Origin of the sequence: Isoptericola sp. S6320L (genome assembly GCF_023015685.1) — a bacterium.
GTDB classification, from domain to species: Bacteria; Actinomycetota; Actinomycetes; order Actinomycetales; family Cellulomonadaceae; genus Isoptericola; species Isoptericola halotolerans_A.
The window spans coordinates 1-11,313 of the sequence record NZ_JALKAT010000056.1 but is presented as its reverse complement, the minus strand read 5'-3'; the positions used below and the strand labels follow the sequence as shown (position 1 = coordinate 11,313).

Sequence of the window (11,313 nt, the reverse complement as noted above, 5' to 3'; positions counted from 1 at the left end):
GCGCCCACAACGCTACCGGGGGGCGGGGTAGGCGGCCTGGGGCAGGCGGTAGGCGAGGTCGACGGCGGTCTCGGCCGCCTCGTCCAGGTCGAGCCGGTGCTCCGCGACCAGCCGGCCGAGATACCCCGCGTCGATCCGCCGGGCGAGGTCGTGACGGGCCGGGATCGAGCAGAAGGCACGGGTGTCGTCGACGAACCCGCTCATGTTGCTGAAGCCCGCCGTCTCGGTCGCCGCCTCGCGGAACCGGCGCATCGCGTCGGGCGCGTCCAGGAACCACCACGGTGCGCCGAGCCGCAGCGCCGGGTAGACCCCCGCGAGCGGCGCGAGCTCGCGCGAGTACACGTCCTCGTCCACCGTGAAGGCGATCATCCGGAAGCCCGGGTGGTGCCCGAACGCGTCGAGCAGCGGCCGCAGCGACCGCGTGAATTCCGTGACGACCGGGATGTCGTAGCCCTTGTCCGGACCGAACGCGGCGAACGGGGCCGTCGCGTGGTTGCGCAGCACGCCCGGGTGGAGCTGCATCACCAGACCGTCCTCGGTGGACATGGCCGCCATCTGGAACAGCATGTGCCCGCTGAAGGCCTCCGCCTCCGCCGCCGTGACCGTCCCGGCGAGCGCGGCGTCGAAGATGCGCCGGGCCTCGGCGTCGTCGAGAGGAGTCGTGTCCGCCGCGAGGTGCCCGTGGTCGGTGGCGCGTGCGCCCGCCTCGACGAACGCCCGGCGCTGGGCGCGCAACGCCGTCAGGTAGTCGTCGTACGAGTCGACCTCGTGGTCGGCGGCCCGTGCGAGCAGCACGATCTCGTCACGCCACGTCGCGCGGTCGACGTGCAGCAGCGGGTCCGGCCGGAACGTCGGCAGGACGCGGTCGCCGTAGCCGTCCTTGGCCAGGCGCCGGTGGTCCTCCAGGGGTGCCCACGCGGCGTCGGTCGTGGCGATGACCTCGATGTTGAACTCGTCCAGGAGCGCGCGGGGGCGGAAGCCCGGCTCGGCGATGCGGGCGGCGACCTGGTCGTAGATCGCGTCCGCCGTCTCGGCCGACGGGCGCTGGGTGACGCCGAAGATCTCCACGAGCGCGTGCTCGAGCCAGTACCGGGTCGGGGTGCCGCGGAAGTGCCGCCAGCCGGCGCAGAACCGTCGCCAGATCTCGCGGGGGTCGGTCTCGACCTGCTCGGTGTCGGTGGAGCCGACGCCGAGCCGCGGCAGCGTCTCGCCCTGGGAGACCAGCATGCGCGTCAGGTAGTGGTCGGGCACCACGAAGAGCTGTGCCGGGTCGCCGAACGAGGAGTCCTGCGCGAACCACTCGACCGGGACGTGGCCGTGCATCGACACGATCGGCAGGTCCCGGGTCGCCGCGTAGATCTCGCGGGCGATGCCCCGCGTGGTGGGGTCGGCGGGCAGGGCCCGGTCGGGGTGCAGGGTCCACGGGTCGCTCACGTGCGTCTCCTCGTCGAGTGGGGGTGACAACGTTTGCATCCTACGGTGCGCGCAAGCCGAGCGCCACGTCGTCGACGCGCTACGCTGTCCCCGAAGAAGTCGGTTGCAAACGTTCGCACCCTCACGGGTGCGGCGCCGACAGTGCCGACGCGTCAGCCAGGGAGGGCTCATGGTCACGGTGCACGACGTCGCCCGGGTGGCCGGCGTGTCCATCTCCACGGTCTCGCGGGCGCTCGCCACGCCGGAGAAGGTCGCCGACGCGACCCGGGACCGGGTCCAGGCGGCCGCCCGTGAGCTCGGCTACCGGCCCAACCGCGCCGCGGCGGTGCTCCGGGCCGGCCGCTCGGGTGCCTACGGCCTCGTGGTCCCCGACCTCGCCAACCCCTACTTCGCCGCCGTCGCCAAGGGCGCCCAGGAGCGCGCCCGCGAGCGCGGCGCCGGGCTGTTCATCGTGGACACCGACGAGGACCCCGACCTCGAGGCGGAGGCGATCGGCGCCCTCGCCCCGCAGACCGACGGCGTCGTGCTGTGCTCGCCGCGCGCCCCCGCCCGCGCGCTCGACGCCCTCGGCGGACGCCCCGTCGTGCTGATCAACCACGACGTCGACGGCGTCCCCGCGGTCGAGGCCGACCATCGCGGCGGCATGCGGCGCGCCCTCGAGCACCTGCGGGCCCTCGGCCACCACCGCATCGCCTACGTGGGCGGGCCCGAGGCGTCCTGGAGCGACCGTCGCCGTCGGGCCGGGCTCACCGACGCCTCGGCCCGCTACGACGACGTCGAGGTCGTGGCGCTCGGAGCGTTCCGCCCCCAGGTGGAGGGCGGGCAGGCGGCGGCCGACCTCGTGGTGGCCTCGGGCGCCACCGCGGTGATCACGTTCAACGACCTCGTCGCGGTCGGGCTCGTCGACCGTCTCCGCGCCCGTGGCCTCGACGTGCCGGACGACCTGTCCGTCGTCGGCTGCGACGACTCCTACGTCGCCTCGCTCGTCACCCCGCCCCTGACCACGCTGCACGTCGACCTGCGCCGGCTGGGCCGGCTCGCCGTCGACCGTCTCGTGGCCACGGTGCCCGGCCGCGGGGCCGGGACCGGGGCCGGCGTCGCGCCGGACGTGCCGGCACTCGACGTCGAGCTCGTGGTGCGGGCCTCCACCGCACCGCCCGCCGCTGACCGTCCCGAAGGAGCCCTGTGAACGACCGCCTGCACCGCGACACCGTCCCTGCCGACCTCGAGGCCCCGCTGCACCCCGAGTCGGTGGGCATCGTCCACCTGGGGATCGGTGCGTTCCACCGCGCCCACCAGGCCATGTTCACCGAGCTCGCCGCCCGCTCCCGCGGCGACCTGCGCTGGGGGATCCTCGGCGTGACGCAGCGGTCCGCGTCGGTGCGGGACCAGCTCCGGCCGCAGGGCGGCGTCTACGCGGTGCTGACGGCGGGCCGCGACGAGACCTCGCTGGACCTCGTCGGCTCGGTGCTCGACGTCGCGTGGCCGGCCGAGGAGACGCCGCGCGTCCTCGCGACGATCGCCGCCCCCACCACCCACCTGGTCACGCTGACGGTGACGGAGAAGGGCTACTGCCGCGACGCCCGTGGCGGGCTCGACCTGGCGCTGGTGCGACCGGACCTCGACGCGCTGGCCGCCGAGCAGGAGATGACCGCCGCGGTCCAGGACGGCGGGCAGACGGCGGCGTCCACCGCGATCGGGCTGCTCGTGCGCGGGCTGGCCGCCCGCTACCGGGCCGCCTGCGAGGCCGGGGAGGCGCTGCCCCTGACGGTGCTCACCTGCGACAACATGGTGGACAACGGCCGGGTGCTGGAGGGGCTGGTCCGCACGGCCATGGACGCCGCGGTGCCCGGCGACACGGGCCTGCGCGCCTGGCTGGACGCCCACGTCACCTTCCCGTGCTCGATGGTGGACCGCATCGTGCCGGCCACCACCGCCGAGCAGCGCGACGCCGTCGAGCGTCGGCTCGGGGTGCGCGACGAGGGCCTGGTGGTCGGCGAGCCGTACCGGCAGTGGGTCATCGAGGACCGGTTCGCCGGGCCCCGGCCCGCCTGGGAGGACGCCGGCGCCACCCTCACCGACGACGTCGCGGTCTGGGAGCGCGCCAAGCTGCGGCTGCTCAACGGGACACACTCGCTGCTCGCCTACGCGGGCCGGCTCGCGGGACGCACGACCATGGCCGAGGCCGTCGAGGACCCGGAGATCGCGCAGCAGGCGCGCCGGCTGCTCTTCGAGGACGCGCTGCCGACGCTGACGGCTCCGGCCGGCGCGGACCTGGATGCCTACGGCGAGTCGCTGCTGGAGCGGTTCGCGAACCCGGCGACCGGGCACACGACGCTGCAGGTCTCGATGGACGGCACCCAGAAGATCCCGTACCGCTGGGGCGACACCGTGGTCGAGCGCCTGGCCGCCGGGGTCGTGCCGATGGGCGCCGCCTATGCGCTGGCGGCCTGGTCCGAGGTGGTGCGCCGCGAGGCGGTGGCCGGTCGGGGGGTCGACGACCCGCGGGCTGACGAGCTGCGTGCCGTCGTCGCCGCCGTCGGCCGCGGTGACGCAGGGGCCGCGCGCCCCGACGACGTGGCCCGGGCCCTCACGGCGTTGCCGGGCCTGCTGCCCGGCGGGGCGGGGACGGACCCGGTGCTGCTCGACGCGGTCGCGGTCGAGGCCGCACGGCTGGCCGCGGCGGAGCCGGCCACCACGGAACCCGTCGCGAGGTAGGAGCGAGCGCCGCGAGGTAGTGCCCACGGCGCCGAGGTAGGGGCGAGCGCCGCGAGATAGTGGCGCATTTCGCGAGGTAGTAGTGAGCGCCGCGAGGTAGTGCCATTCGCGCCGAAGTAGTCCCACCCGCGGACGTGGTCGGCTCGTCGTACGGCCAGCGCCTTCCTGCAGGCCCGCCGTGGTCCGCCGGCGGGCATTGACGACGTCATCGGGCCGCGCACTACCTCGGCGAGCCGCCCACTACCTCGGCGAGCCGCCCACTACCTCGGCGAGCCGGGCACTACCTCGGTGAGTTCCTCACTACCTCGGTGAGTTCCTCACTACCTCGGTGAGTTCCTCACTACCTCGGCGAGCCGCCCACTACCTCGGCGAGTTCCTCGCTACCTCGGCGAGTTCCTCATTACCTCGGGGAGCAGTCGCCGACGGCGGAGCGCGCCGTGCGTCCTGCGTGATCGTCGGCGACCACGAGGCGTGGCGTGAGACCCGGATCACCTATCCTCGACACTGTTGTGAGCGCTCACATCTGCATCGGAGGCGGGCCGGCCGGGACCGACCGGAGCCCGGCGCTCGTTGCCGGATCGTGATGAAGCGCTTTCCCGGAGGGGCTGGACACGCGGGCTGAGACCTGTATTGTATCGTTTCAAGCCGACGGGACAGAGGCGCCACAGGGGGCATCTCGGCGTCGGCACACCTGAGCAAGGAGGCTCCGATGAGGATCACGCGCAAGGCCGCCGGCGCAGTCGCCGCGACCGCCGCCATCACTCTCGTCCTGACCGCGTGCGGCGGCGGTGACTCGACCGACTCCGGAGACGGCGAGGGCGGCGACGTCACGCTGACCGTCGCCTGGTGGGGCAACGACGACCGGGCCGCGAAGTACGAGGAGGCCATCGACCTCTACGAGGAGGCCAACCCGGACGTCACCGTCCAGACCCAGTTCCAGGCCTGGGACGACTACTGGACCGCGCGCAACACGGAAGCCGCCGGCCAGTCGCTCCCCGACGTGTTCCAGATGGACCTGTCCTACCTGCGGCAGTACGGCAGCACCGGTCAGCTCGCCGACCTCTCCGGCAGCTCCATCGACACCGCCGGCTTCGAGGAGGCGCTCCTCAGCTCGGGTCAGATCGACGGCGCCCAGTACGGGATCCCGACCTCGCAGAACACGCTCGCCCTCTTCTACAACGGCGACCTCCTGGACGAGCTCGGCATCGAGCCGCCCGCCGAGGGCTACACCTGGGAGGACTACAACGCCTTCGCCGCCGAGGTCTCCGCGGCGGGCGCCGACATGGACCCGCAGATCTACGGGACCGGCGACTACACGGGCACCTTCTGGTTCTTCCTGCAGTGGCTGATCCAGCAGGGTGAGCAGCCGTTCACCGACGACGGCCAGCTCGCGTTCGACGAGGCGCAGATGACCGAGTTCCTCAACCTCGCCTCGGACCTGCGCGAGTCGGACGCGCTCTTCCCGGCCGAGCGCACCACCCAGCTCCTGCCGCTGGGCGGCTTCACCGTCAACGAGGCGGCCTCGGAGATGAGCTGGGACAACTTCCTGGCCGGCTACATCTCCGACTCGGGCACCGAGAACATCCAGATGCTGCCCATGCCCTCGGGCGACAACGGGCCGCAGCAGTTCTGGAAGCCCTCGATGCTGCTCTCCTCGGGCGCCAACTCCGAGAACCCGGAGGAGGCCGCCGCGCTGATCGACTTCCTGGTCAACGACCCGGAGGTGGGGCGGATCTTCGGCACCTCGAAGGGTGTCCCGGCCGTGGCCGCCCAGCGTGACGCGATGGAGGTCGAGGAGGGCTCGGTCGACGCGACCGTCCTCGCCTACGAGGAGGCCGTGGCCCCCGACGTGACCGAGCCGGCACCGCTGCCCGTCGAGGGCTTCGGCTCGATCGAGGCGGAGTACAAGCGCCTGGCCGAGGAGCTCGGCTACGGCAACATCACGGTCGACGAGTTCGTCGAGCAGTGGTTCCTGTTCGCCGCCGACGCCGTCGGCCAGTCCTGACGCTCTCTACGTAGCGTGCGGCCCCGCGCCCGGCGGCGCGGGGCCGCACGCCCGGAGGTTCCACCATCATGGCTTCAATCGATCCGGGTGTGGTCGCTACCCCGGGACAGCCCGTCCCGGCGCAGCACCTGCAGCGCAACGATGCCGAGACGCCCCTGCTGAACAGGCCCAAGCGCAAGTACAGCCGGTCCGACACACGGGCGGGGTATGCGTTCCTGTCGCCGTGGATCATCGGGTTCGTGGGTCTGACGGCGTTCCCGATGCTCGCCTCGTTGTACCTCGCGTTCACGGACTACAACCTGTTCACCGCTCCGCAGTGGGTGGGGCTGGACAACTTCGTGGACCTGTTCAACGACCCGCGGTTCATCCAGTCCGCGCAGGTCACCGCGGGGTACGTGCTGCTGGGCACGCCGATCAAGCTGGCCTCGGCGCTGGCGGTGGCGATGCTGCTGAACATGAAGCACCGCGGCCAGGGCGCCTACCGGTCGATCTTCTACGCCCCGAGCCTGATCGGCGCGTCGGTCTCGATCGCGATCGTGTGGAAGGTGATGTTCACCGACGACGGGATCGTCGACCGGATCCAGCGGGTCTTCGGCATCGACCTGGGCGGCTGGGTGGGCAACCCCGCCATGAGCCTGCCGATGCTGATCCTGCTGGGTGTGTGGGGCTTCGGCGCACCGATGGTGATCTTCCTGGCGGGCCTCAAGCAGATCCCCGCCGAGCTGTACGAGGCGGCCGAGTGCGACGGCGCGGGCCCGGTGCGCAAGTTCTTCGCGATCACCGTGCCGATGCTGTCCCCGGTGGTGTTCTTCAACCTGCTGCTGGAGACCATCGCGGCGTTCCAGGTGTTCAGCTCGGCCTACATCATCTCCGGCGGGACCGGTGGGCCGGCCGGCTCGACGATGTTCTACACCCTGTACCTGTACCTGCGGGGGTTCCAGGACTTCCGGATGGGTTACGCCTCGGCGATGGCCTGGGTCCTGGTGATCGTGGTCGCCCTGATCACGGCGCTGATGTTCCGCACCTCCAAGGGCTGGGTCCACTACACGGGAGACGAACGATGACCACTCTCACCGCACCTTCGCCGACTCCCCAGGTCGACCACGCGGCCGTGGCGCGCCGTGCCGCCGCCAAGAACCGCCGCCGCGTGAAGTCGGTCCTCTTCCACACCGTCGCCGTGGTCGCGACCGTCGTGGTGCTCTACCCGGCGGCGTGGATGCTGTTCGCGTCCATGAAGCCGAACTCCGACATCATCGGCAACGTCCAGCTGCTGCCTGACGTCTGGACGATGGAGCACTACGTCTCGGCGCTGTCCGGCATCGGCGGCGTCAGCTTCTGGACGTTCTTCGGCAACTCGCTGCTGCTGGCCAGCCTCTCCGTGGTCGGGACCGTGCTGTCCTCGACCGTGGCGGCCTACGCGTTCGCCCGGATCAGCTTCCCGGGGCGCAACGTGATGTTCGCGATCATGATCGGCACGCTGCTGCTGCCGTTCCACGTCACGATCATCCCGCAGTACATCCTGTTCAACAATCTCGGGATGGTGAACACCTACATCCCGCTGCTGGCCCCGAAGTTCCTCGCTGCCGAGGCGTTCTTCATCTTCCTCATGGTCCAGTTCATCCGCGGCATCCCCCGCTCGCTGGACGAGGCCGCCCGCATCGACGGTTGCGGGCACGGGCGCACCTTCTGGCGGATCATCCTGCCGCTGATGCGCCCCGCGATCGTGACGAGCAGCATCTTCACGTTCATCTGGTCGTGGAACGACTTCCTCGGGCCCCTGCTCTACCTCAAGGACCCGAGCCTGTACACGATGCCGATCGCGCTGCGGCAGTACGTCGACCAGACCTCGGTCTCCGACTACGGCGCACAGATGGCCATGGCCGTCCTCGCCCTGCTGCCCGTGATGCTCTTCTTCGTCGTCTTCCAGCGCTTCCTCATCAACGGCGTCGCGACCCAGGGCCTCAAGGGCTGAGGGTGGTACGCCGCGAGGACTCGTCAGCCCCCGGGCCCCGCCGCCGTCGGCAGCGCGGCCGGGGGGCCGACGGGGGCATGCTGGCCAGCCTGCACCTGTTCGCCCAGGTCGCGGTGACCGGTGTGCTGGTCGCCGTGGGGTCGGTCCCGCTGGTGACGCTCGTCCCGTCCCTGGCCGCAGGCGTGGCGCACCTGCGCCGCGACCTCACCGGGCACGACACCACCCTGCGCCGCTTCGCGGCCGACTGGTGGGCGGCCGTCCGCAGCCTGTGGCTCCTCGGCCTGGCGGTCGTGGCCCTGGCGGTGCTGCTGATCGGTGACTGGCAGCTCGCGGCGTCCGGCGTCATCCCCGGCGCGACCGTGGTCGCGGTCGTCGTGGCCCTCTTCGCGGCCGGTGCGGTCGCCGTCGTCCTCCGGGCCGCCGGCGCGTGGTCGGACGACGACGGCGAGCCCGTCCCGGGCGCGAGCACGCGCGCCACGCTGTCGGTCGCCACGGGGCGCGCCACCGACGACCTGACCGGATCTGCCCTGCTGGCCGCCGCCGTGCTCATGGCGGCCGTGCTGGTGTGGATGCTCCTGCCGCTCGCCCTGGTGGTGGGCGGCCTGCTGGCCCTGGCCGTCGTCGGCGTCGAGACGCGCCGACGCACGCAGCCGGGCAGCACCACCTGAGACGTCCCGCCCGCGAGACGGGGGGACAGGTCCACCGAGACCCGGTGGACCCCGCGAGTGCACTGATTGCAACGATGCAAGGAGGAAACACGCGATGCGACTCCACCGCACGACGGCCTGTGCCGTCGCCGCCGCGACCGTCGGGGCCCTGGCCTTCGGGTCGGCGGCCACCGCCGCACCGGGCGGCCACCACGGGCCACCCGGGCACGGCCACGACCGTCACGAGGGTGTCGTCCTCGAGGACCTGGACCGCGGCCTGGTCGCGGCCAGCACCAGCGAGGGCGTGTTCCTCAGCTGGCGCCTCCTCGGTGACGAGGTCACCGGGTCCACCGAGACCGGGATGGCCGGCACCGGGTTCGCCGTCTACCGCGACGGGCGCCAGATCGGCACCGTCACCGACTCGACCAACTACGTCGACGCCGACGGCGAGGCCACCTCGCGCTACGTCGTCGCGCCGCTGCGCGACAGCCACCCCGGCAAGGGCGAGAGCAAGGGCAACGGGAAGAGCCACGTGCGCTGGGGCGAGCGCAGCGAGGCCGTCGTGCCGCTGGCCGACGACCACCTGGACATCCCGCTGAACAAGCCGGACGACGGCGTCACCCCGGTCGGCGAGGAGTACACCTACGCCGCCAACGACGCGTCCGTCGCGGACCTGACCGGTGACGGCACCTACGAGGTGATCGTCCAGTGGTCCCCGTCCAACGCCAAGGACGTGTCGCAGAAGGGGTACACCGGCCGGGAGTACCTGGACGCGTACACCCTCGACGGCGAGCAGCTCTGGCGCATCGACCTGGGCGTCAACATCCGTGCCGGGGCCCACTACACGCAGTTCCCGGTGTACGACTTCGACGGTGACGGCCGGGCCGAGGTCATGGTCAAGACGGCGCCGGGCACGAAGGTCACGACGTACCGGGACGGCGAGCCGACCCGCGAGCGGTACGTGACGATCCCCCAGGACGACCGGGAGGCCGGCGTCACCCACGCCGACGACTACCGGTACAGCGCGGCCGACTACTACGAGCACGTCGTGGAGATGTTCCGCGACTGGGCCGACTACCCCGAGGTGACCAGCGGGGAGTGGCCGGCCACCCTCGAGGAGGCCTTCGGTATCGAGCCGCGGTACGAGTACCCGCTCTCCGACGCGGACGCGCGCGAGCTGGCCGACTACTTCATGGACGTCTACGCCCCGGAGCGCTCGGGCCGCAACGACCTGCGCGCGTTCGAGGGTTTCGTGATCTCGGGCCCCGAGTACCTGTCGGTGTTCGACGGCCGCAGCGGACGCCCGATGGACACGGTGGACTACGAGCCGGCGCGGTTCGACGACGGCCTGCGCTGGGGCGACTACGCCATGAGCCGCATCGAGCCGGGCAACCGGGTCGACCGGTTCCTCGCGGGGGTGGCCTACCTCGACGGGGAGACGCCGTCGGCGGTGTTCGCGCGGGGCTACTACACGCGCTCGACGATCGCCACGTACGACTGGGACGGCGAGAGCCTGACCCAGCGGTGGCTGGTGGACTCCGGCTGGACGCCGATGTCGAACCCGTTCAACGACAGCCCGCACGGCGTGCCGGGCACCGACCCGGAGTTCGGCTCGATCACCACGCAGGGCTTCCACTCCATGTCCGCGGCCGACGTGGACGGTGACGGCAAGCAGGAGATCGTCTACGGCTCGGCGACGATCGACGACGACGGCTCGCTGCTGTACTCCTCGTTCGACGAGCTGCCCGAGGGCTCGGCGAACCCCGGGGCGCAGGCAGGCCTGGGCCACGGCGACGCCATGCACGTGACCGACATCGACCCGGCACGGCCGGGGCTGGAGATCTGGACCTGCCACGAGGGCGGTGCCTGGGCCCCGTACGGCACGGCGATGCGTGACGCCGCCACCGGTGAGGTGCTCTTCGGCGCGTACTCCGGGCGGGACACGGGCCGGTGCATGATCGGCGACGTCGACACCGACGTGCCGGGCATCGAGGTGTGGGGCTCCATGCCGGGCGGCTCCGACGGCTCGGGCACCCTGAGCGCCACGGGTGAGACGGTCGCCGCCTCGACGCCGGGGACCAACGCCTCGGTGCGCTGGGCGGCGGACGGCAGCACGCAGATCATCGACGGGTCGGGCGACGCCACCCCGCGGATCGTGGCCGGCGACGGCACCGTGCTCAAGACCCTCGACGGCACGCGCACCAACAACGGCACCAAGGGCAACCCGTCGCTCGTGGCGGACGTCCTCGGTGACTGGCGCGAGGAGGTGCTGGTGCGCACCGAGGACTCCTCGGCGCTGCGGGTCTACCTCTCCACCGAGGTCACGGACACCAAGATGTACACGCTGATGCACGACCCGCAGTACCGGGTCGAGGTGGCGCGTCAGCAGACGTCCTACAACCAGCCGTCCTACCCGGGGTTCTACCTGGCCTCGGACACGGACTGGTCGCAGGTGCCGATCCCCGGCGCTGCTCAGTGAGCTGAGCCGCTGCGACGCCCGAGTTGTCAGAACGAGCGCGGGGTCTACCCCGCGCTCG

General features: G+C 71.9%; 8 protein-coding genes. 7 read left to right on the top strand and 1 reads right to left on the bottom strand.

Annotation, left to right across the window (positions count from 1 at the left end; all coding sequences use genetic code 11):
• Positions 1 to 12 precede the first annotated feature (12 nt).
• A complete protein-coding gene (uxaC, locus tag MWU57_RS17640) occupies positions 13 to 1,434 on the bottom strand; it encodes a glucuronate isomerase (protein ID WP_246911000.1) in 1,422 nt (473 codons plus the stop codon).
• A 169-nt stretch (positions 1,435 to 1,603) separates the two neighbouring features.
• Here uxaC and MWU57_RS17635 point away from each other — a divergent pair, with 169 nt between their 5' ends.
• The 7 genes from MWU57_RS17635 to MWU57_RS17605 all read left to right on the top strand — a co-directional run bounded on the left by MWU57_RS17635 (position 1,604) and on the right by MWU57_RS17605 (position 11,255).
• Entirely contained in the window at positions 1,604 to 2,623 is a 1,020-nt protein-coding gene (locus MWU57_RS17635; RefSeq protein ID WP_246910999.1) for a LacI family DNA-binding transcriptional regulator, read from the top strand.
• A complete protein-coding gene (locus tag MWU57_RS17630) occupies positions 2,620 to 4,152 on the top strand; it encodes a mannitol dehydrogenase family protein (RefSeq protein WP_246910998.1) in 1,533 nt (510 codons plus the stop codon). Before MWU57_RS17635 ends, MWU57_RS17630 begins: the two co-directional genes overlap by 4 nt.
• A 709-nt stretch (positions 4,153 to 4,861) precedes the next feature.
• The gene (locus tag MWU57_RS17625) at positions 4,862 to 6,157 is read left to right on the top strand and encodes an ABC transporter substrate-binding protein (RefSeq protein ID WP_246910997.1); all 1,296 of its coding nucleotides are present in this window, start codon (positions 4,862 to 4,864) and stop codon (positions 6,155 to 6,157) included.
• A gap of 68 nt (positions 6,158 to 6,225) precedes the next feature.
• Positions 6,226 to 7,221 carry a carbohydrate ABC transporter permease gene (locus MWU57_RS17620; RefSeq protein WP_106264803.1) on the top strand — a complete coding sequence of 332 codons (996 nt, stop codon included), beginning with the start codon at positions 6,226 to 6,228 and terminating at the stop codon, positions 7,219 to 7,221.
• Positions 7,218 to 8,129 carry a carbohydrate ABC transporter permease gene (locus MWU57_RS17615; protein WP_246910996.1) on the top strand — a complete coding sequence of 304 codons (912 nt, stop codon included), beginning with the start codon at positions 7,218 to 7,220 and terminating at the stop codon, positions 8,127 to 8,129. The genes MWU57_RS17620 and MWU57_RS17615 overlap by 4 nt, the downstream gene beginning before the upstream one ends.
• 77 nt (positions 8,130 to 8,206) lie before the next feature.
• Complete coding sequence (locus MWU57_RS17610) at positions 8,207 to 8,797, top strand: hypothetical protein (protein ID WP_246910995.1); 591 nt, start codon at positions 8,207 to 8,209, stop codon at positions 8,795 to 8,797.
• A gap of 94 nt (positions 8,798 to 8,891) precedes the next feature.
• A complete protein-coding gene (locus tag MWU57_RS17605) occupies positions 8,892 to 11,255 on the top strand; it encodes a rhamnogalacturonan lyase (RefSeq protein ID WP_246910994.1) in 2,364 nt (787 codons plus the stop codon).
• The last annotated feature ends 58 nt before the right edge of the window (positions 11,256 to 11,313 follow it).